Here is a 22304-nt window from a genome sequence, read left to right as displayed (position 1 = left end):
TCAAGGAGTAAAAAATGGCCAAAGAATATAGCCGTACTTCTCGTGTATCGCAGCAGGTTCAAAAAGAGCTAGCGCGTATACTGCAGCAGGAAGTAAAAGATCCGCGTATCGGCATGGTGACGATTTCAGGTGTTGATATCACTCGTGACCTCGCTTACGCAAAGGTATTTGTTACCTTTTTAACCATTGGCGACCAGACTAACGATGAATCTCTTGAAGGGCTGAATGCCGCGTCAGGTTACATTCGTAAGCTGCTGGGTAAAGCGATGCGTTTACGTATTGTGCCGGAAGTGCGCTTCTGTTTCGATGAAACACTAACAGAAGGTTTACGTATTTCTGAACTGGTTAGCGGCGCGGTTAAAAACGATAAAGTGAAATTCGATCAGGCAGGCCGCAGCGACGAGGACGAAGAGTAATGGCAAGACGAGGAAAGGGTCGTTCAATAAACGGTATCGTTTTATTAGATAAACCAACAGACATCAGTTCCAACCATGCACTACAGCGCGTTAAACGTATTTTCTTTGCTAATAAAGCAGGACATACGGGCGCGTTAGATCCGCTTGCAACGGGGATGCTGCCGGTCTGTTTAGGTGAAGCCACCAAATTTTCTCAGTTTTTACTCGATTCCGATAAACGTTATACCGTAACAGCGACATTAGGTGTGCGTACAACAACCAGTGACTCTCAAGGTGATGTGGTTGAAGAGCGCCCGGTTGCAGTTACACAGCAGCAGCTTGATGATGCACTGGATACATTCCGCGGCGATATAATGCAGGTGCCTTCGATGTTCTCGGCATTAAAACATAAAGGCCAGCCCCTTTATAAATATGCGCGTGAAGGTATTACGATTGAACGTGAAGCACGTCCGATCACCGTTTATGAAATCAATCAGCTGCGTTTTGAAGATAACGAAGTCGATTTAGATATTCACGTTAGTAAAGGCACTTATATCCGCACTATCGTTGATGATCTCGGCGAGTTATTAGGCTGCGGTGCTCACGTATCTATGCTTCGCCGTACCCAGGTGGCCGATTACCCTTATCAGCGAATGGTTACTATTGAGCAGTTAGATGCGTTAATCGAACAGGCTAAAGAAACGGATATCAGCCCTTATGAGCTGCTGGATCCGCTTTTATTAGATATGGACACGGCGGTAAAAAACTATCCGGAAGTCAATATTACTGAAGAGATGGGCGAGTATGTTTTACATGGTCAGCCTGTGCAGGTCTTCGGCGCGCCAGATGATACGATTGTGCGTATTACGGTCGGTGAAAACCGTACCTTTATCGGTGTCGGCCAGATGAACGATGATGGTTTAATTGCACCTAAGCGTTTAGCAAACTTGTAGTCTGTTAAGCAAATTTATTAGCCTTGCAGAGTTGCTCTGCAGGGCTTTTTATCATCTGAAATGAAGTGATACTCATGGCAAAATTAGACTTTTCTGCAGTTAATAAATCTGCATCAAAATCATTCAACGATCAGCGTAATCTGATTAAGAAAATTGGTCGGGGTGAAACGGTGCTCTGCACTGTCTGCGGCCAGCCGCTTAAATTAAGTGTCAGCAGTGAAGGTCAGCCCGGTGTAAGCTGCGCCAAGGGCTGTACAAGCATCGCTTTAGAGCTGGAAGATTAAAGATTCAGGCTGTTTTCTGAGTGTACAAAGTAGGCTGCTCTGTTATTGGTTAGATGCTGAAATCGGCACAGACAGGCTGCATTTTATCTGTATCTCGGCAGTATTCAATAAGTGCCGTGACCGGTAAAGGCTTACTGTAATAATATCCCTGCAGATAATCACATTTCAAATTTGTTAATTCATCAACAAGCACTTTTGTTTCAACCCCTTCTGCGACTACTGTACAGCCTAAATTATGGGCCAGTAAAATAATAGACTGAACAATTGAGCGGCTGTTTCTTTTTTCCTGCATCGAAGTAACAAAAGAACGGTCAATCTTTATCTGATGAATAGGCAGCTCCAGCAGTATTGATAATGATGAATACCCTGTACCAAAATCATCCAGACTAATTAAAAAACCCTGCCTACTTAGCTGCATTAATACCGTCTTAGTAGCAGAAATATCATTCATCACCGCCGTTTCAGTAACTTCTAAGACCAGTTCTTTTGCTAAGATCCGGCCCTGATTAATCAGCTCTGCAAGCCGCACTGAAATATGATCATCCTGCAGATCGCGTGTTGATAAATTGATATGAATGCAGGAACTTAAACCGGCCTGTTTAAGTTCCTGCAGATGGTCACAAATATTATTTAATACGCAGATAGTTATCTGCCTGATTAAGTTATTCTGCTCTGCAATGGGGATAAATTTATCTGGAGGGATAAACCCGCCTTCCGCGGCTGGCCAGCGAATTAGAGCTTCAAAATGATGAATCCGGCCAGCTTTGACATTAATCAGTGGCTGATAATGTACTTGGAATTGATTTTCTGCAAGTGCGTTATGTAGTCTGCTGGATATCTCCAGCCGATATTTAGCGTCATTATCTAAGCTGTCATTATAAGTAATGTACCCTACTTGCCTCTTTTTAGCTTCGCTCATTGCATTGTCAGCCTGCTGTAACAGGGTGACAATCTGGTTACTATTTTCTGGAAATACACTGCCGCCGCAGCACATGCTTATTTTAAGGTTATAGCTGTTAATATTAAATGGTGTTTTTAAGGCAAGGTGAATGCAGGTCATTAGATTTCGAATATTTTCGTCTGTAACTGCACTGGATATCAGGGTGAACTGATCGCCGCCTATTCGGGAAAAAAAGCACTCTTCCGGCAGCTGCCGCTTAATAACGGCTGCTGCTTTAATAAGTACTTGATCGGCATAGTAGTGTCCGAGCATATCATTAATCTGCTTGAAACCATTAAGGTCTAAAATAAATACTGAAAAAGGAGCTGATTGTTCTACCTTATCACTGATTGCTGTTAAAAAATGTTTTCGATTGGCGAGCCCAGTCAGTGAGTCGTGTAGTGAATTATGCCTCTCCTGGCGGGCAATAGACTGAATTTTTCTGATACTTTTCAGGCTTAGATTAATGACCATCATTACAAAAATACTGCCGCCAAAAAGAATGATAGCGAGGCTGTTTTCAATAAAGGAGGTTGAATCTATGCCGTACAGGTAATAAAGAAAAAGTAGATATCCGAATAGGAAGCAGATAATCAGCATTAGTAGGATTTTCCAGCCGGCATTATTATCCTGCCTGCAGATAGTGACCGCGGGTTTAAGGCTGAAAAGTAAAAACGATACTCCGGCAGCGACTAAAAGCATTGCTAGCACAGCCATATTATTTAATTTCCTGCATACAATCCTTTCACATTACGGTAAGTTTTATTACAAATGTGCCTTTATTATTCTAGATAGAAAAAGTAGATAATGATAAATAAATGTCTGTTATTTTGATATTTATGTTGTGATTAATACTTGCTCACTTTGTCATACAAGCTTTTGTTGAAAGGCCGGAGTTTTTCAGTGGTATATACTTAGCAGCATGTATGCTCTATATCTTTGAAAACGTACCTTCAGGCAGTCTAAATGCAAAAGTGATTGTAAAAGTATCTAAAGCCGATATAGTTTTATTGATTAGGATTAATTTTTCATTGAAGTATAAGGAAGACTTGATGTTGTTACGCCCTTTGTTCAGCACATTATTATTATGCAGCTGTCTGTTTTTATCCGCTAGCCTTTTCGCTAGTGAAATTGTCACAGATAAAGTTAATCTGCTCAATAAAGGTGAGTCAGCAATTCTTGTCAGCTACCATAATGCGCTGTTAGCTTCGAATGATATAGATATGCGCATTGTTATTACTGAGGCTCAGGAGATAGACGAAGCCGCGAAGCTATTGTTTACTGAACTGGATGCGGGGGAGTTAAGCGATAAAGACCTGGGTTTGTTATTTATTATTAATCCGCACAGTAAGCTGCTTCGCCTTAAAACTGCTAGCGCCCTAGATAGTACTTATGGTGGTGGTTTTACTGCTTATCTGCAACTACATCATATGGTGCCGTTTTTCAGTGAAGGTAATATTACAGAAGGTATTACTGCAGGTGTTGACTTAATTGTAAAGCAGGCCCTGCGTCCGGCTGATGCTGCCTGGCTGCAATATCACAAAACAGACACCTTAGCTGCCGGAAGCGAAATTCAAAATTCAGAAACATTATTACAGGAAAAGAGGGTAAGCACTTACTCGCAGAAAAACACCCCGCAAGTAATTTTGAACCGCTATTTTAAAGTGCTGAAAAGCCACAACAATAGTCCTGCTCTAGGTATTTATTCATCGGCCAGTAAAGGAATGCTGAAACAGTGGCAAGTAACAGCTGCACAGATGGATAATGTGATGAAAACGTATAATAGTTGTCCTGAGCCGCAGTTAAAAACAGCGGAAAACAACAGCTATGCTGTATTGCGTTATCCGCTCGAGGCACGTTTATGCGCTCCCTGGTTTTTTATTAATGAACAGGGCTGGAAGCTAGATTTAACCATGACTGAAAAAGTTATCCGCTTTAATCATAATAATAACTGGTACTTCGAGATGGGGGCGGATCATAATTACTGGTTTGCATTTTTAGACTGGAATATTAACCGTACCGGCTTTCCAACCGGGCAGGTGCGCTGGGGGCTCGGTCTTGAAGATGTTGATAAAAAAGTACTGGTCACTTATGTGCTTGAAGACATGCCCTTTGCCGTGTTTGATATCCGTAAAGGAGATCAGGTAGTCAGTGTTAACGGGGGTAAAGTATCGGATAAAGCCTCTTTTTTTAATCTGTTGAATACGCTGACAGAAGAATCGGGATATGAGGTTTTAGTTCGGCGCGACGGCCGCCTTATACTGCTAAAATCCCAGTTGACGGCTGATTAGAAATCTCTGTGCGGAATATGCTTTTAGAGCAGTTTGATATGCTTGATATACAGCTTTAATTTGTTTTTGACACTCTAATCCGGCTCATCAGGCTGATTTTTACTGGTGTAATAAAGTGCAATTGATTCTCCGATAATGGCAAATGAGTGTTGATCAATAACCTGTAAACGAAGTTTACCCGACAAGCTTCCTGGTCTTATCAGCGTCTGCTCTAATACTGTGGCTGCTTTTTCAGGGGCAATCAGATGTCGCTGTGCATGAATAAAACGAATACTGTCAGCATCTTTTTCCACAGTACCGGTCGATGAAAATCCAGAGTCTCCATCGGTAATAAATAACAGGTTAAACTGCTCATCATTAATCTCAATACGGCTTTCAACGGGCAGGGTGAAGTGCCGGCCGTTTCTTTCAATTTTCATAATCATTGATGACTGGTAAGTTCCTTGAGGCAGGCCAGAACCGTTGAAGTAAAGAAAGCATTGGTAAGCAATAAAACCGCACAGTAATCCACTGATAATGCAGCTTAGCAGATATTTAGTCTTCACATGTAACTCCTTGATATTCGGAAGATATGCTGATGATTTCACCCGTCTCAGGTACTAGCATCTGTACATTTTTAAAGTTGTATACTCCGATATTCGTTATCGTTAAGGCAGATTCCGTTCCGTGGGAAGCGATAAAACAATTTGACTGTATTTTTGCGGTGCTATAAACCGTTTCCTGACTTTCGGAGGAGAAAAGCAAACCGGTACCTGCGCCTATCGCTGCAGATACAACAAACAACAGAAAATAAATAGATATACAGCGGTAACGGATGCGTATCCTGTTTTTGCTGTCACTTGTGCAGGCGGGCTCTGTTACAGTGTCAATTATAATGTCACTGCTTTCACTGTGAGGTTCATCTAAGGGAGTAACCCTGCCGGTGAACAGATAACCAATCCGTCTTTCAGTTTTGATTAATTGTGTTTCTTTATTATTAAGTAGTTTTCGACAGTTTGAAATACACTGCAGCAGACTGCCGTCATCAACCACAATGCCTCGAGACGTCCAGACAAAATCAATGATATCTTCTTTTGTCAGGGTTTGATTACTCAGAGTACAGAAATAGCGTAATAACAGAATTTCATTGGCAGGCACTTGTATTTTATGGCCGCTGTTAAGGTAGCTTATACTTGCTGCTTTAAAATCAATGACAATAAGATCATTGATTTTTACAGTTTCTGCATTGCTGTTAATCATTTTATTCCCCTGATTTATAGCATTTTCGATAAATATTTGTTCGAGATATTCAGAGTTTCTCTTATAGGCGATGCTGTTGTAAATACACATATTGTATTTATTTCTGAATAATAAAATCTGTACGATTTACTGAAGGTATTATATCTGATAGTGATAACCAGCTGCTGTTTGTCTTTGCAGGGGGCTGTTATAGAGTAGGGCTGTTGAAAATGTAATTATCTCTTCGATAACTATTGCTTAGTTGCTTAATACTCCGTAAAATCCGCGGTTCACTTTATCGCTGAATTAGTGATCGGCGGTAATAATTTAAATAGGTTATTCACATAACCATAAAATATCGGAGTATGTTATGTCACTAAGTGCACAACAGAAAGCTGAAATCGTAGCAAAATTTGGTCGTTCAGAAGGCGATACTGGTTCATCTGAAGTTCAAGTTGCTTTGTACACAGCACAAATCAACCACCTTCAGGGTCACTTCAAAGAGCACATCCATGATCACCACAGCCGTCGTGGTCTATTACGCATGGTTGCTCAGCGTCGTAAATTACTTGACTACCTAAAGCGTAAAAACGTAGCTGCATACACAGCACTTATCTCTGAATTAGGCCTACGTCGTTAATTCTGAGTTAAAAACTGATTTCAAAAAGAGCCTATAGGGCTCTTTTTTTGTTTCTAAAACACAAAAAAACATGTTTAAAACGTTTTAAAGCAGGCAGTTTGACGTATACTATCGGCGCGATAAAAAGCATAAAGACTATAAATTTATTAAAGGAAAAAAAATGACTCCTATTGTTAAAAGTTTTCAGTATGGCGAACATACTGTAACCCTAGAAACTGGCGTAATTGCACGTCAAGCAACAGCTGCTGTTATGTGCAGCATGGACGATACTTGTGTATTCGTTTCTGTTGTTGGTAAAAATGCAGATGATCAAGAGCGTGACTTCTTCCCTCTTACTGTTAACTACCAGGAAAAAACATACGCTGCCGGTAAAATCCCAGGTGGTTTCTTCAAACGTGAAGGCCGTCCATCTGAAGAAGAAACGTTAATTGCACGTCTTATTGACCGTCCAGTTCGTCCTCTTTTCCCAGAAGGTTTCAAAAACGAAGTACAAGTGATTGCAACTGTTGTTTCAATTAACCCAGAAGTTAACCCGGATATCGTTGCTATGATTGCAACATCTGCGGCACTTTCTATCTCTGGTATGCCTTTTAATGGTCCTATCGGTTGTGCTCGTGTTGGTTATAAAGAAGGTCAATACCTGCTTAACCCGACTAAAACAGAATTAGAAACAAGTGATCTTAACCTTGTAGTATCAGGTACAGACAACGCGGTATTAATGGTTGAATCTGAAGCTGCTATCTTAAGCGAAGACGTAATGTTAGGCGCTGTTGTATACGGTCACGATCAGCAGCAGGTTGTTGTTAACGCGATTAAAGAATTCGCTGCTGAAGTTGCACGTCCTGCTTGGGATTGGAAAGCACCTGTACGTAACGAAGCATTAGATGCTGCGATTGCGACTGAAGCGCAGGCGCGTTTTGAACAAGCTTATCAAATCAGCGACAAAGGCGATCGTTACGATGCAATCAAAGCGATCACTTCTGAAGTTAAAGAGAAGTTATTAGCTGCTGACGAGTCTTTAGAAGCTAAACAAGTAGGTGAATACTTACACGATTTAGAAAAAACGGTTGTACGTACGCGCATCATCAAAGGTGAGCCGCGTATCGATGGTCGTGATCCAGAGAGTGTTCGTGCACTTGACGTTCGTACTGGTGTATTACCACGTACTCACGGTTCTTCACTATTTACACGTGGTGAAACTCAAGCGTTAGTGACGGCTACGCTTGGTACACAACGTGATGCACAAATCATCGACAGCCTAATGGGTGAGAAGAAAGATCACTTCTTATTGCATTACAACTTCCCTCCATACTGTGTAGGCGAAACAGGTTTTGTTGGTTCTCCTAAGCGTCGTGAAATCGGTCACGGTCGTCTAGCGAAACGTGGTGTATTAGCAGTAATGCCTACGGTTGAAGAATTCCCGTACACTGTACGTGTTGTATCGGAAATCACTGAATCTAACGGTTCATCTTCAATGGCTTCTGTTTGTGGTTCATCTCTAGCACTTATGGATGCGGGTGTTCCTCTTAAAGCTTCTGTTGCGGGTATCGCAATGGGCCTAGTGAAAGAAGGCGAAGAGTTCGTTGTTCTTTCTGATATCTTAGGTGATGAAGATCATCTTGGTGATATGGACTTTAAAGTAGCAGGTACTGACGCTGGTATCACTGCACTGCAGATGGATATCAAAATTGAAGGTATCACTAAAGAGATCATGCAGATTGCTTTAAACCAGGCAAAAGCTGCACGTTTACATATCTTAACAGTAATGGATGCAGCACTGCCTCAAGGTCGTGAAGATATTTCTCAGTTTGCTCCGCGTATTCATACACTGAAAATCAGCACTGATAAAATCCGTGATGTTATCGGTAAAGGTGGTGCGGTTATCCGTGCGCTTTGTGAAGAAACGGGTACTACGATTGAAATCGAAGATGATGGTACAGTTAAAATTGCTGCCACTTCTGGTGAGCAGGCTGACGATGCAATCAACCGCATTAAAGCACTTACAGCAGAAGTTGAAGTAGGTACTATCTACTCTGGTAAAGTTGTACGTCTGGCTGATTTCGGCGCATTCGTAAACATCTTACCTGGTAAAGACGGTCTGGTTCACATCTCACAAATCTGTGAAGAGCGTGTACAGAAAGTTTCTGACCATCTTAAAGAAGGTCAAGAAGTAAAAGTTAAAGTACTAGAAGTTGATCGCCAGGGCCGTGTACGTCTAAGCATCAAAGAAGCAATGGAAAAGAAAGAAGCTCCAGCTGCTGAATAATATTTAACTTAACCGTTAATTACTAAAGCAAGCTTCGGCTTGCTTTTTTTGTGCCGGTAGAAAGGTAAAGACGGTCGAGTTCACATCTCACAGCTAACCCTCAAATAACGGTGAAGAGCGTCTGCAGAAAGTTTCAGACCATCTTCACACTGCGAAACTGCATTTCGGTTGTTCATCATCAGCATAGTAAATATGTGCCTCTCTTTATATGCCTGACGAAACTTAAAGTTTCTGGCCCGTTCTCATGCAGGATAAAAGGCCTATCAGATATTTTCACGCGTGGCTTCAGCTGTATATTATCATCCCAAGAAATACACCTCAGTTTTTGTACCCGAATAGTCAAAATAATCACTTGTTTTATGTGTGGAAAAGTTTGCTTTTCTTTCTTATGGCTTACGTCGCCTGCTTCTGTGTTTCTTGATGTTGTCACTGAAAAGTGAATTCCCTTTCCTTTTTAAGGTCATTCTTAAGGCTGTTTTTCAGTTTGGTTAAAATACTATCTCCTATGGGAAGGGCTGCTTATTTAATTTTCATCTTTATTCTTTTGTTGAAATATACAATCAATTAAGTATAAAAAATATACTGTTTTTTCTGGGTTTGTGCAGGGTTTAGCACTATTGTTTATTATCTGATTAGATTTTATAACGATCTGCCATAAATTGTCTTAAGACAAAAAACATCTCATTTATGTTGTTATTTTAACTTTTTTTAAAACTACGATTAAATATATAAAGGATATTTCTATGCAGGATGCAGAGAATACACCGTATAGTGAACGACACAAACCCGCGAGTGATTTTGGTTCCCGTGAAGACTACTTAAACAATGAACTGAGTATCATGAAGTTTAAACGCTGGGGTATAAATTTACCTTATCGTGATTACCGTATTGAAATTGAAGACTGGGTACCTGCATTAGCAGCTACCATTGGTAAAATTGTAATGGTAGCTGCTATGGCGACGGCATTTGCCGCTCAGTTTGGTTTAGATGCCTCTTTTGTTGCAGAAAACGTCCGTTTTGAACTGGTAATTGCAGGTGTGTTATTCGTGGTGTTGTTTGCTGCGATATTAAACCCTCGTACTAACCTTGCCGGTACGCACGGTCCGATGATTCCACTTATCCCGTTAATTGCTGCTGCTGGTGGTCATCCGCTTGCGCTCGGCATTATGGTCGGGGTATTTGGTATTATGTTGAGCATGTCTAAAGGCGGCTCTAAGCTGGTAACCTTAACCGGTGAAGGGGTACGCGGGGGGTTATTGATTTACCTCGGTGCGGTGGGGACTATTGGTCAGATCGCTAAGCTAAAGGCCTGGTCTGCAGGTAATATCGGCATGCCCTTTGTCGCTTTTGTGGTTATCTTAATCACCGTTGTTGTTTATGCATATCTGGCTCGTGTTAAAAAGCGCTGGCTGGCTATTCCGCTATGTTCAGTCATCGCCGGGGTTGCCGCATACGCATTAGGTGCTCCGTTTGAATTTGTAACCGAGCCTGGTCTGCCAAACATGAGTCCGCTCTACTGGTGGGGTGAAGATACTGGCTGGAAGCTTGGCTGGCCTACACTTAGCCATTATATTGCGGTTATTCCGTTTGCCATCTTGGCGGTTGCTATGTGGTCTCCTGACTTCTTAGGTCACCGTGTATTCCAGGAGTTAAACTACCCGAAAAAAGCTAGAAATGTACTGATGGATGTCGATGATACAATGACGGTTGTTTCAATCCGTCAGATTGTCGGCTCAGTATTAGGCGGGGCAAACTTAGCATCATCCTGGGGGACTTACATGATCCCGGCCGCCATTGCGAAACGTCCTATACCAGGCGGTGCTCTTTTAACGGGGCTTTTATGTGTAGCCTGTGCGTTATTAGGTTTCCCGATGGATTTAGCAATGTGGGAACCTGTATTGCGTGTGGCATTGTTAGTAGGGGTATTTTTACCGCTGTTAGAAGCGGGTATGCAGATGGTTAATGATAATAAAAGCTCACAAAGCGCAGGTATCTGTATCTTTGCAAGTGCACTGGTTAACCCGGTATTCGGCTGGGCAACAACCATGCTATTAGACAATATGGGCTTTATCGGTGACAAAGAGCGTAGTGAACAGCTCACTTTTGCCGACCGTTTAGTGATTCCGGGTATTGCATTTGTTATTTGTGTCGGTTCATTAGCATTAGTAGGGCAGCTGCCGGGTATTCCAGCACTGCTTTAATATATACCCGTGATCATTTAAGGTGCCGCTGATAAATGCATTTTGATTGCTACGGGAATACTAAGATCAAAAAAGCCGAGTTCTAATTCAGAACTCGGCTTTTTATTTTAAGCGAATAAATAGAACTGTTACTTCGGTTCGCCAATAGGCAGAATTTCACGGCCGTACTGTTCGTTGATCACTTCAGCCATTGCTAAGTAAATTGCGCTTAAACCACAGATAAGACCTTCAAATCCGGCAATTTTGCCGATCAATGCCGAACCGGTAAAGTCACGTGCTGCTAACAGAAAGAATAAAACGGTTAAGCTTCCGAAGATAAACTGCAGACATTTGTTACCGCGCAGCGTACCGACAAACATAAACGCAGTAAAGATGCCCCACATAACTAAGTACCACGCCATGTATGCATGTGGTGTTGCTTCTGCTGCGCCGCCTAATCCCATTTCAGGCATGATTAGTAGTACAACTAAGCTGATCCAGAAAAAACCGTAAGATGTGAAAGCGGTTAGACCAAATGTGTTACCTTTTTTAAACTCAAGTATACCGGCGATAATTTGTGCTATACCACCGTAACATAGGCCCATTGCTAATATCATTGCGCTAATTGGAAAAAATCCAGCGTTGTGGATATTAAGTAAAACAGTTGTCATACCAAAGCCCATTAGGCCGAGTGGTGCTGGATTAGCGTAATTAATAGTTTGTGACACGCAATATACCTTTTTATGTTAGTTGGATGGGAGATAATCGCGCGCACAATATCATGACTAATTTTTTTGTAAAGAAATTTGTAAAAATAAGATCTACCTCACCTTTTTGTAGATATTTAAATTATAAATGAGATACAAGCTCGTAAATCTTGAGTATTAATGATTTGCATAATTATGCATTTTTATTTATATTCGATTCACAGTATAACTTTGTGTTAAGTCATTTAATGCAGTCAGTCTAACAGCTAATAAAACGAACTTGAGAAATATGAAATCAGCAACTTTATCGATAAAAGATCTGCATAAATCATTTGCAGACAATGAAGTATTAAAAGGTATTGATTTAGATGCACATAAAGGTGATGTGATTTCTATATTAGGTGCTTCGGGATCCGGCAAAAGTACTCTGCTGCGCTGTGTAAACCTGCTTGAAACACCTAGCTCGGGAGAAATTCGAGTTAATGGTGAACTGATAGAAATGAAACAGGATAAAAAACGTGGTGCAGTACCGGCTTCAATTAAACAAGTCGAACGTATTCGTTCTCGTTTAGCAATGGTTTTTCAAAGCTTTAATCTGTGGTCGCATATGACGGTATTAGAAAATGTTATTGAAGCGCCGGTGCATGTTTTAGGTGTGCCTAAAAAAGAGGCGATTGTAAAAGCAGAAGCGATCCTGCAGCGTGTTGGTTTGCATGAAAGAAAAAATAATTTTCCCGGACAGCTTTCCGGCGGTCAGCAGCAGCGGGTAGCTATTGCGCGTGCGCTTGCTGTCGAGCCTGAAGTGATGCTCTTTGATGAGCCGACCTCTGCACTTGATCCTGAACTGGTAGGAGAAGTGCTGAGTGTGATGCGCGGCCTGGCAGAAGAGGGCAGAACCATGCTGGTTGTTACTCACGAAATGGCATTTGCTCGTGATGTTTCAAACAAGGTACTGTTTCTGCACGAAGGTTTAGTCGAGGAACAGGGCAAGCCGGAAGTTATTTTTGAAAACCCGTCATCAGAACGTTTTAAACAATTTATTTCATCAGTTTATTAACCCGAACATAGTTTAAATAATTTACCCCAATTAAGGATATATAATGAAAAAAATCAGTTTGTTAATTGCACTATTCGCCTTGTCATTTAACGCCGCGCAGGCAAAAGAGTGGAAGCATATCCGTTTTGGAGTGGAAGGTGCCTACCCTCCGTTTAGTAAAACAGAAGCTGACGGAAGTGTTACCGGATTTGATATTGATATTGCTAATGCTTTGTGTGCCGAGATGGAAGTCAAATGTACTTTAGTAAAGCAGGACTGGGACGGTATTATTCCGGCGTTATTAGGTCGTAAATTTGATGCTATTATTGCCACAATGGATATTACTGAAGAGCGTAAAAAGAAAGTCGCTTTCTCGGATAAATACCAGCATATTCCAGCGCGTTTTGTTGCTCTGAAAGGAACTGATTTCCAGCCGACCAAAGAGTTTATGGCAGGTAAAAGCGTAGGTGTACAGCGTGCAACAACGATGGATCTGTACATCTCGGATAATTACCCTAATGCCAAGATCAAACGTTACGGTTCAGCTGACGAAGCATATCTGGATCTTAAAGCTGGCCGTTTAGATTATGTAATGGCAGACTCTGCCGCTATTGCTGACGGCTTATTAGCAAAAGAAGACGGTGATAAATATGAATTTATCGGTCCTAAATTAAACGATCCTAAATGGTTTGGTGAAGGTGCTGGTATTGCACTGCGTAAGCAGGATAAAGCACTGAAAGTGAAGTTAGACAGTGCAATTGCAGCTATTCGTGCAGACGGTACTTATAAAACTATCCAGGATAAATATTTTACTTTTGATGTTTACGGTGCGGCTCAGTAATTATTGCGCAACTGAACAAAACTAAGGATGGGTGACCATCCTTTTTTATTATGACTGGAAATTAAATTTTATATGGCTGAACTACAAAGTTATCAGGGAATATTACTCGATGGCGCCTGGTTAACTCTTCAGGTCGCATTGCTGTCATTAGTATTAGCAGTCTTTTTAGGACTGTTAGGCGCGTTAGCTAAGTTATCGCACTCAACGGTATTAAAAGGCATTGCCACTATATACACGACGGTTATCCGTGGTATTCCTGATCTTATCTTAATGCTGCTTATTTTTTTCGGCGGACAGATGCTGGTAAATGATTTAAGTTACAGCCTCAATGAATGGTTAAATGAATTGTTTACAACTTATAATCCAGAACATGAATGGTATTCATTCTTACCGGATTATATTGATATCAGCCCTTATTTTGCCGGTATTATGACTATTGGTTTTATCTTTGGTGCTTATATGGCGGAAACTTTCCGTGGCGCTTTTATGTCCGTTGAAAAAGGCCAGCTGGAAGCCGCTGCTGCCTACGGTATGAGCAAATTTAAAATTTTCACCCGTGTTATGTTTCCGCAGATGATGCGTCATGCACTTCCTGGCATTGGTAATAACTGGCTGGTTTTATTAAAAACTACAGCACTGGTTTCGATTATCGGTTTGCAGGATATGGTTAAAATTGCCGGTGATGCATCCGGCTCCACGCAGCAGCCTTTTACTTTTTATTTTGCCGTGGCTTTAGTTTTCCTTTTCTTTACCACAGTGTCCACCACTTTATTAAAGTGGGCTGAACAAAAATATACAATTAAAACGAGGTAGAGATGGATTTATCAATTATCGTTAATCAGTACTCACTTTACCTTAATGGTTTATGGACCACTATCTGGCTGGTGGCGCTTTCATTACTGTTAGGTTTATTTATTGCGGTCCCGGCCGGCATATTACGCAGCAGTAATAACTGGTTTGTAAAAGGCCCAATCTGGTTTTATATGTATTTCTTCCGTGGTACGCCGCTGTTAATACAGCTGTTCATTATTTATTACGGTTCGGCACAGTTTGACGCTTTACGTGAGAGTTGGTTATGGGAGTACTTCCAGGAAGCGTGGTTCTGCGCACTGTTAGCTTTTACTTTAAATACTGGTGCCTACACTGCGGAGATTGTACGCGGTGTTATCGGCACTATGGATAAAGGTGAGCTGGAAGCCGCTAAGGCATATGGTATGAGTGCCTGGCAGACTCTGCGCCGTATTACCCTGCCTAACTCATTACGTCGTGCGCTTCCGGCTTACAGTAATGAGATTATCTTTATGATTCACGGTAGTGCCATTGCCGGTGTAGTTACTATTGTTGATATCACCGGGGCTGCACGAGTGGTTAATGCTCGTTATTATGCACCTTTTGAAGCTTATTTTGCTGCCGGACTGCTGTATATGTGCTTAACTTTTTCCGTTATTTACCTGTTTAAAAAACTAGAGGCCTCTTACTTGCAGCAGTAAAGCTCTCTGCTGCCTGCCCCTTTTAAAAAAACGCAGTTTTTACTGCGTTTTTTTATATTCTGTTTTCCTGTGATCTGTTTGACCAATTACAGTTGATGCTGCACACTGAAAGCATCATTTTTCAAAAAGGATGTATTATGAAAATACTCGCATTTGCAGGAAGCAGCAGCACTCGATCAATTAATAAAAAGTTAGTGACTTATGCCTGCAGCTTAGTCGAAAACAGCAGCACAGAGGTATTAGATCTCAATGATTATGAAATGCCTATATTTAGTGAAGATAGAGAAAATGATTCCGGCATCCCCTCTCTAGCTCAGGAGTTCTTTAATAAAATCAGCCAGTGTGATGCGCTGGTTATCTCTTTTGCTGAGCATAATGGTGCTTATTCAGCCGCTTATAAGAATGTTTTTGACTGGTGCTCAAGAATTAATGCCAAAGTATTTCAAGGTAAGAAACTTATTTTACTGGCGACATCTCCCGGACCTAGCGGTGCTTCCTGTGTTTTAACTACGGCTGTTGGCTCCGCGCCGTTTTTTTCCGGAGATCTGAAAGGTTTTTTATCTGTTCCTAGTTTTTACGTTAATTTTGATATGGAAAACGGCTGTCTGAAAAGCGGTGCTGTTAATGAACAGCTGCAGCTGCTGATGATCAAGTTAAACCGGTAAATTATTACATGTGAGAAAAGCATGTCTGGTGCTGGATAAAATAACTGACATGCTTTTTAATATAGCTTTTTTAGTGCGATAAAATCTGATCTAAGAACAGTTTCAAACGATCCGACTGCGGGTTATCAAAGAATTCATGGGGCTCGTTTTCTTCAATAATCTGTCCTGCATCCATAAAAATAACTCTGTCTGCAACTTTTTTCGCAAAGCCCATTTCATGGGTAACACAGATCATGGTGATGCCTTCTTCAGCAAGTTCCACCATGACCTCCAGTACCTCTGAAACCATCTCTGGATCCAGTGCGGAAGTCGGCTCGTCAAACAGCATTATTTCCGGGTTGATACATAAACAGCGTGCGATGGCGACACGCTGCTGCTGTCCGCCTGATAACTGGTTAGGATATTTATGCGCCTGGTCGGCAATTTTAACCCGCTCCAGATAATACATGGCTGTTTCAATCGCTTCTTTACGCGGTTTGTTATGTACCCAGGTCGGTGCTAATAACAGGTTCTCTAATACGGAAAGGTGCGGGAACAGGTTAAAGTGCTGGAACACCATACCCACCTGCGAGCGGATATGGCGAACAACCTTCACATCTTCTATTAAGTCTGTGCCGTTAATGCTGATTTTACCTTCCTGAAACTTCTCCAGGTGGTTTAAACAGCGGATAGTGGTTGACTTACCTGAGCCGGAAGGTCCGCAGATAACCAGTTTCTCACCCTTTTTGATATTTAAGTTAACATCTTTGAGTACATGGAAGTCACCATACCACTTGTTAACATCCTGCATTGTGATCATAAATTCGTGTTCAGACATGGTAATTCCTTTTAGTGCTCGGTATTAAACTTGCGTTCAATTGATTTAGAATATTGCGACATAGTGAAACAGATAACCCAGTAGATCATGGTGACAAAAACATATCCTTCCACCTCATAACCTAACCAGTTAGTATCACTGTTAGTGAGTGTTACCATAGCGAGAATATCGAATAAGCCGATAATCAGAACTAGGGTAGTATCTTTAAACAGGGAGATAAAAGAGCCGACTAAGTTGGGGATGGAGATCTTCAAAGCCTGCGGCAGAATAACTAAAATCATCCCCTGCCAGTAACTAAGCCCTAGTGACTCACTCGCCTCATACTGTCCTCTGGGTATCGCCTGCAGGCCGCCGCGCACCACTTCTGCAATATATGCCGCCTGGAACAGAGTGATACCGATAAGCGCGCGCAGGAGCTTGTCAAAATCAATACCGTCACTGAAAAATAACGGCAGGACGACGGAGGCCATAAACAATATGGTAATCAGAGGTACGCCGCGGACAAATTCGATAAAACCCACACACAGGGTTTTTACAATCGGCATATGAGACTGACGGCCTAAGGCTAATATGATACCGATAGGAAATGACGCTATGATACCAACGGCCGCCACCAGTACGGTGAGCATTAGTCCGCCCCATTTTTCTGTTTCAACGACTTCTAGACCGAACCCGCCGCCGCTGATCAGAACGAAACATACAACCGGAAACAACAGTATAAGGGCTATTTTTATGTTGATATTTTTGACGAATTTCATCGATAGTAAAAAAGCGATACAGATCAGTGCCACCAAGTTAGGGCGCCAATGTAGAGATTCGGGATAAAATCCGTAAATAAACTGGTCGAATTTCTCGACAATAAATATCCACCTTGCACCTTCTTTTACGACCTCATCCTTCGTGCCGCTCCAAGTGGCATCAAAGATCATCCAGTTAAGCAGAGGCGGGATAATAGTGTACAAAAAATACAAACCGACTAAGGTGAGCAGGCTGTTTTTAATATCCGAAAACAGGTTTTCTCTTAACCAAAACAGCAGTCCTTTACTGGTCGAGGGCGCTGGTTTGGCTTCTTTCATAGTATAAGTCGCCATTTTATCTTCCTTTGATTGCCATCTTGGCATTTACCCAGTTCAGCATTAATGAAATAACGATACTGAATGTTAAATAAACGGCCATCGTCATTAAAATAATCTCAATTGCCTGGCCGACCTGATTAAGGGTGGTGCCTGAAAACAGCGTGACAATTTCTGGATAACCGATAGCTGTGGCTAATGACGAGTTTTTAACAAGGTTAAGGTACTGGTTAATAACGGGAGGAATAATGACGCGTAATGCCTGCGGTAAAACCACTTTAGTTAAGATAACGTGATCTTTTAAACCTAAGGATTTAGCTGCTTCTTTCTGGCCGTTAGGCACCGCTTCAATACCAGCACGCACCGCTTCGGCGATATAGGTGGCAGTATAGATACTCAGTGCAAACATTAAAGCCAGTAGTTCAGGAATAATCGTCAAGCCGCCTTTAAAGTTAAAACCTTTGAGGTGCGGGTATTCAGCGGAAATAGGCTGACCGCTAATAAAGTAAACCAGCACGGGGGCTAGCAAAACTAAAGCGATTGATACCTTGATTAACGGGAATTCTTCACCGGTTAAATCATGACGTTTTTTCGACCAGCGGGCCAGAAAAAATACACCAGTTATAGCGAGTATCAAAGCGATTAAAATTGCACTGCTGCCGCTTTCAAAAATTGGCTCCGGCAGTAACAGGCCGCGGTTGTTTAAAAATACCGAGTCCAGGTAAGAGAAGCTTTTGCGCGGACTTGGCAATGCCGCCAGTACTACGTTATACCAAAACAGAATCTGCAGTAAGATCGGAATATTGCGGAAGGTTTCAATATAAACTAAAGACAGACGTGAAATTAAGTAGTTTGACGATAATCGACCGACACCTATCAGCAATCCTAAAACAGACGCGAAGAAAATACCGATAATTGAGACTAACAGCGTATTCAATAAACCAACAATAAATACATCGTAATAGGTTGAACCGGCATCATCATATTCAATCAGGGTCTGGCTGATCCCAAAACCGGCAACATCATCCAAGAAAGAGAAACCAGTCGTAATACCTCTTTTTTCGACGTTGTCGAACATGTTGTTAGCGAAGTAAAAAGCGAGAAAAACAACAAACATTAATGCGAGCACTTGGAAAATAACAGCTCGATTCTGCGGGTTGTTTAAAAATCCGTTAGCGGAAGGGGGGAGTTGAGAATTGTTCATAAAAAACCTTAAAAAGGGGAGTCGTGCTCCCCCAATATTAATTTATCGAATTGGCATTGAGTACATTAACCCACCTTGATTCCATAAATTATTAAGTCCGCGATCAATATTAAGCGGCGAACCTTTACCCACGTTTCTGTGAAACATTTCACCATAGTTACCGACTTTTTTAACTATGCTGTAAGCCCAGTCAGCATTCAGGCCTAAGTTTTCACCTGCTTTACCGGAAGTGCCTAATAAACGTTTAATACTTGGATTTTGTGATTTAAGCTGTGAATCCACATTAGCAGAGCTCACGCCTAATTCTTCGGCTTCTAAAATAGCAAACATAGTCCAGCGGACAATATTAAGCCACTGGTCATCACCTTGGCGTACAACGGGTCCTAATGGTTCTTTAGAAATTATTTCGGGTAAAACGACAACCGAGTTAGGATCGTCCATTTTAAGTTTCAAGCCGTATAACTGTGATGCATCAGAGGTAACTGCGTCACAGCGGCCTTTTTTGAAACCATCAATAGTCTGCCCGGATGTATCGTAAGTGACCGCTTTGTAAGCCATTTTATTAGCTTTAAAGTAGTCGGTTAAATTAAGCTCGGTGGTGGTACCCGCCTGAATACAGAAAGTTGCACCGTCTAGCTCTTTAGCTGAGGTGATACCGAGCTCTTTGTTAACTAAGAACCCCTGGCCGTCGTAGTAGTTAACACCTGCAAAATTCAACCCTAGAGAGGTATCACGTGTTGCGGTCCAGGTAGAAGAGCGGGCTAAAAGGTCAATTTCACCACTTTGTAATGCAGTAAAACGCTCTTTTGCGGTTAGTGGGATATATTTAACTTTTGCAGGGTCGCCTAACACAGCGGCTGCTACAGACTGACAAAAATCAACATCAATGCCTTTCCAGACACCTTTAGAATCGGTTGCAGAGAACCCAGGAATACCCGTTGAAACGCCGCAGTTTAATGTACCTTTTTTAACAACCTGGTCTAGTGTTGATGCTGAAGCAAAGCTAGGAGCCAATGAAGCGATACCTAGTATTAAAGCTATTTTCGTCAATTTCATTTTTGTATCCTTGTCTATGTTATTGATATTAATTTCAATATGTAGAAAGTAAAAACCTTACTTTCCATTGATTAATCAAGCATAGAGAAGAATATATGAAACACCCGGTTTGTTACGAGATTGTTAACGTTTACAAGAGTTCTCTCACAATATCGTTCGCTAAATGAGCGAAAAGTGTGATTTTCCAGCAGTAAACATACAAAATTATGTGTTCTGCTGGAAAATATTTATAACTACGGGTTGATGTCCATAATATTATTACCGCTGCTGGCGGGGTTATGCTGCTGATGTTTTTTTATCAGCTGACTTAACTGCTCTGCATTCCAAGCACTAGACGGATTGCAGCAGCGGTTTTCTAATTTTTTAATTTCAGCGGCTAACAGCTGTTTATCCTGTTCATTTAAATTTACGCAGTCGGGCAGCTGTGACAAGCTTTTCAGCAGATGGTATTCACTCTGAGCATAGCTTAACAGTGCCTGGTAAATGAGACCTGCATCCTGCTTGTGCAGCGCATTATTCAGAGTCACAAGTTCCTGTTTTAAGGGAGCAATAAGAGGGGATGAAATTTTCTCCGCAGCGGATTTTCGTCGATAAGAGTAATGGTAAGCAGCTAATACGATAAGTGAAAATAACAGTATAGCGGAAATGACCTGCCACATAATTAAAGCACTGTTATCAGCGGCTGCTGCCGCAGGTGCTTCTTGTGGAGCTGCTGCAGTAGGAATAGTTTGTGGCGCCTCCGTGTCTGCTGCACTGGAATGTGTTTTTTCGGCTGCCAGAATGGTTAATGTCTGTGCGGGTAAAACAGCAAACTCCTGTTTGTCTGTGAGGCTGTTCCACCATGGAATTTTAATTTCCGGCAGGGTTAGGCTGCCTGCTTGATCAGGGATGATTGCATGACGCAGGGTGCGCTGTGCATAAATAAGATCGTTTGCCTGCCCCTCTATTAATTCATCCTGATCCGGGTAAAAACGCAGACTTTTCGGATAATTGAAATTAACCACCGGCAGCTTGTCTTTATTAATGGAAGCGACCTGCAGCGAAATGCTTCGGGTAATCGGCTCCCCTACACGAAAACTCTGGCCGTCAATACTTTGATTTTCAATCAGGCGAACATCATCGCTGATCAGCCACTCTCCCTGGTAGTCGGCTGGTTTTTCTTTAATGGTCACTTTCAGGCTGTCACCGCGAATATTAATGGGATCGGCAATAACCCGGTTCTGCCAGTCACTGATACGAACCGTTTTACGTAAGCTGCCGGTTAAAAGAGGCGAGTTTATGGTTACATTGCCGGCTGTATTTGCGTTTATCTGGTATTTGCGGGTAATGGTTTTATAACGGATACCGTTACGGATTGTCTGGCCGTTTTTATCTTCGCCGTAAACTTCAATATCAGCCCCCTTTAAGGTCGGGTCCAGCAGGTTCAATTCATTGCTGTTTTGTGACAGAAAAATCTTGCTGGTAAATATCAGCGGCTGACCTAGGTAAAGCGTCTCTCTATCGACGCTGTTTTCTATAAATACGGCATTATCCTGACTTTTTGTGGCCTCTGCTGAAGGCTTCTCAACGCTGACCACGATTGCTTTGCTGTTTAGTGAGCCGATTTTTAACGCGGGTATGGTAAAGGTGCCGACGGCTTTTGCCTGTAAGGTGACCTGCCATTCTGTGCGCTGACTAAACTTACCATTAATTAATTCACTTTTTTGACTTCTAGAGGGACGATAAACGGTAAAGTCTTTCTCTAAAGGGCGAGTGTCCAGCTGATAGTCTGAACTGCTGTCATTGATTTCAATCGTTAAGGTAAACATATCGCCTAAATATACTACGTTATCACTAACAGAGGTCTGCACCTGCACTGCCGCTGCTGACACACTTTGATTAATAAATAGTGATAAAAATAGACTTGTCATAATTGTAAATAATATTTTCATTACCAGGTAACTCCGTTATTTTCTTGTTCTACCGGCTGTGATAAAGCTCTTTTTCGATATTCAGCACGCATTTTGTTTTTAAGTAATAAAGAGGGATCATCGGGCATATTTTTCAGCCAGTTTGGTAACTGCTCTAATTCTTGGTTAACTTCATCTGTTTCCTGTAACTGACTACTCTGCAGCTGCGCCTGCTGTTCTTTTTCCTGTTCAGCCTGTGCTTGTGAAAGCTCCTGCTGTGTTTTTGCTTCCTGCTGTTCGCTGCTTTTTTGTTCGCTGCTTTGCTGTTCGCTGCTTTGCTGTTCGCTGCTTTGCTGTTC

The 22304-nt window shown here is 41.8% G+C and carries 21 protein-coding genes and 1 pseudogene; 12 read left to right on the top strand and 10 right to left on the bottom strand.

The genetic code is table 11. The annotated features are described in order from the left end of the window. Window positions 1-14 precede the first annotated feature (14 nt). From rbfA to G327_RS0101440, 3 genes are all read left to right on the top strand, one after another. Window positions 15-416 (top strand): 30S ribosome-binding factor RbfA, encoded by a 402-nt coding sequence (rbfA, locus tag G327_RS0101450; RefSeq protein WP_019612984.1) that lies wholly within the window; start codon window positions 15-17, stop codon window positions 414-416. After that, window positions 416-1348 carry a tRNA pseudouridine(55) synthase TruB gene (gene truB, locus G327_RS0101445; protein WP_019612983.1) on the top strand — a complete coding sequence of 311 codons (933 nt, stop codon included), beginning with the start codon at window positions 416-418 and terminating at the stop codon, window positions 1346-1348. Before rbfA ends, truB begins: the two co-directional genes overlap by 1 nt. 74 nt (window positions 1349-1422) lie before the next feature. Then, entirely contained in the window at window positions 1423-1632 is a 210-nt protein-coding gene (locus tag G327_RS0101440) for a hypothetical protein (protein ID WP_019612982.1), read from the top strand. 49 nt (window positions 1633-1681) lie between these two features. Here G327_RS0101440 and G327_RS0101435 read toward each other — a convergent pair whose 3' ends face one another. Continuing rightward, a complete protein-coding gene (locus tag G327_RS0101435) occupies window positions 1682-3289 on the bottom strand; it encodes a putative bifunctional diguanylate cyclase/phosphodiesterase (protein WP_019612981.1) in 1608 nt (535 codons plus the stop codon). Between the two features lie 335 nt (window positions 3290-3624). On the opposite strand from G327_RS0101435, the gene G327_RS0101430 reads away from it, so the two are divergent. After that, entirely contained in the window at window positions 3625-4863 is a 1239-nt protein-coding gene (locus G327_RS0101430) for a TPM domain-containing protein (RefSeq protein WP_019612980.1), read from the top strand. Between the two features lie 74 nt (window positions 4864-4937). Here G327_RS0101430 and G327_RS0101425 read toward each other — a convergent pair whose 3' ends face one another. Next, window positions 4938-5408, bottom strand: a complete 471-nt coding sequence (locus G327_RS0101425) for a hypothetical protein (protein WP_019612979.1) — start codon at window positions 5406-5408, stop codon at window positions 4938-4940. Further along, window positions 5398-6102, bottom strand: a complete 705-nt coding sequence (locus G327_RS25870) for a winged helix-turn-helix domain-containing protein (protein WP_019612978.1) — start codon at window positions 6100-6102, stop codon at window positions 5398-5400. Before G327_RS25870 ends, G327_RS0101425 begins: the two co-directional genes overlap by 11 nt. Window positions 6103-6451: 349 nt before the next feature. Between G327_RS25870 and rpsO the strand changes: the two genes are divergently transcribed. The 3 genes from rpsO (at window position 6452) to G327_RS0101405 (ending at window position 11188) form a co-directional block, all read left to right on the top strand. Further along, window positions 6452-6721 carry a 30S ribosomal protein S15 gene (gene rpsO / locus G327_RS0101415; RefSeq protein ID WP_019612977.1) on the top strand — a complete coding sequence of 90 codons (270 nt, stop codon included), beginning with the start codon at window positions 6452-6454 and terminating at the stop codon, window positions 6719-6721. Window positions 6722-6881: 160 nt separating this feature from the next. Further along, window positions 6882-8987 (top strand): polyribonucleotide nucleotidyltransferase, encoded by a 2106-nt coding sequence (pnp, locus tag G327_RS0101410; RefSeq protein WP_019612976.1) that lies wholly within the window; start codon window positions 6882-6884, stop codon window positions 8985-8987. A 743-nt stretch (window positions 8988-9730) separates the two neighbouring features. Then, on the top strand, window positions 9731-11188 hold the full coding sequence (locus G327_RS0101405; protein WP_019612975.1) for a DUF3360 family protein: 1458 nt from the start codon (window positions 9731-9733) through the stop codon (window positions 11186-11188). Between the two features lie 128 nt (window positions 11189-11316). Here the strand turns inward: G327_RS0101405 and G327_RS0101400 are convergent, their stop codons facing one another. Beyond that, the gene (locus G327_RS0101400; protein ID WP_019612974.1) at window positions 11317-11895 is read right to left on the bottom strand and encodes an acetate uptake transporter; all 579 of its coding nucleotides are present in this window, start codon (window positions 11893-11895) and stop codon (window positions 11317-11319) included. Window positions 11896-12163: 268 nt separating this feature from the next. On the opposite strand from G327_RS0101400, the gene G327_RS0101395 reads away from it, so the two are divergent. The 5 genes from G327_RS0101395 (at window position 12164) to G327_RS0101375 (ending at window position 15906) form a co-directional block, all read left to right on the top strand. After that, window positions 12164-12931 (top strand): ABC transporter ATP-binding protein, encoded by a 768-nt coding sequence (locus tag G327_RS0101395; protein WP_019612973.1) that lies wholly within the window; start codon window positions 12164-12166, stop codon window positions 12929-12931. A gap of 43 nt (window positions 12932-12974) precedes the next feature. Continuing rightward, on the top strand, window positions 12975-13751 hold the full coding sequence (locus G327_RS0101390; protein WP_019612972.1) for an ABC transporter substrate-binding protein: 777 nt from the start codon (window positions 12975-12977) through the stop codon (window positions 13749-13751). 72 nt (window positions 13752-13823) lie between these two features. Further along, window positions 13824-14564, top strand: coding sequence for an ABC transporter permease (locus tag G327_RS0101385; protein WP_019612971.1), 741 nt, complete (start codon window positions 13824-13826; stop codon window positions 14562-14564). Between the two features lie 2 nt (window positions 14565-14566). Beyond that, window positions 14567-15241: an ABC transporter permease gene (locus G327_RS0101380; protein WP_019612970.1), complete on the top strand. Its 675-nt coding sequence runs from the start codon at window positions 14567-14569 to the stop codon at window positions 15239-15241. A gap of 137 nt (window positions 15242-15378) precedes the next feature. Continuing rightward, window positions 15379-15906: an NADPH-dependent FMN reductase gene (locus G327_RS0101375; RefSeq protein WP_019612969.1), complete on the top strand. Its 528-nt coding sequence runs from the start codon at window positions 15379-15381 to the stop codon at window positions 15904-15906. A 70-nt stretch (window positions 15907-15976) separates the two neighbouring features. On the opposite strand, the gene G327_RS0101370 is transcribed toward G327_RS0101375, so the two are convergent. The 6 genes and pseudogenes from G327_RS0101370 to G327_RS27010 all read right to left on the bottom strand — a co-directional run. After that, window positions 15977-16723: an ATP-binding cassette domain-containing protein gene (locus G327_RS0101370; protein ID WP_019612968.1), complete on the bottom strand. Its 747-nt coding sequence runs from the start codon at window positions 16721-16723 to the stop codon at window positions 15977-15979. 11 nt (window positions 16724-16734) lie between these two features. After that, window positions 16735-17814, bottom strand: a complete 1080-nt coding sequence (locus tag G327_RS0101365; protein ID WP_019612967.1) for an amino acid ABC transporter permease — start codon at window positions 17812-17814, stop codon at window positions 16735-16737. A 1-nt stretch (window position 17815) separates the two neighbouring features. After that, entirely contained in the window at window positions 17816-19000 is a 1185-nt protein-coding gene (locus tag G327_RS23830) for an amino acid ABC transporter permease (protein ID WP_019612966.1), read from the bottom strand. A gap of 42 nt (window positions 19001-19042) precedes the next feature. Continuing rightward, on the bottom strand, window positions 19043-20056 hold the full coding sequence (locus G327_RS0101355; protein ID WP_019612965.1) for an amino acid ABC transporter substrate-binding protein: 1014 nt from the start codon (window positions 20054-20056) through the stop codon (window positions 19043-19045). 233 nt (window positions 20057-20289) lie between these two features. Beyond that, complete coding sequence (locus G327_RS0101350) at window positions 20290-21987, bottom strand: BatD family protein (RefSeq protein ID WP_019612964.1); 1698 nt, start codon at window positions 21985-21987, stop codon at window positions 20290-20292. Further along, window positions 21987-22304 (bottom strand): annotated as a pseudogene (locus tag G327_RS27010) (hypothetical protein); the annotation flags it as partial. The pseudogene G327_RS27010 and the gene G327_RS0101350, both read right to left, overlap by 1 nt.

Origin of the sequence: Psychromonas ossibalaenae ATCC BAA-1528 (assembly GCF_000381745.1) — a bacterium.
Taxonomy (GTDB): Bacteria; Pseudomonadota; Gammaproteobacteria; order Enterobacterales; family Psychromonadaceae; genus Psychromonas; species Psychromonas ossibalaenae.
The sequence above is the reverse complement of the archived record's forward strand: the minus strand, read 5'-3'. Positions and strand labels throughout refer to the sequence as shown.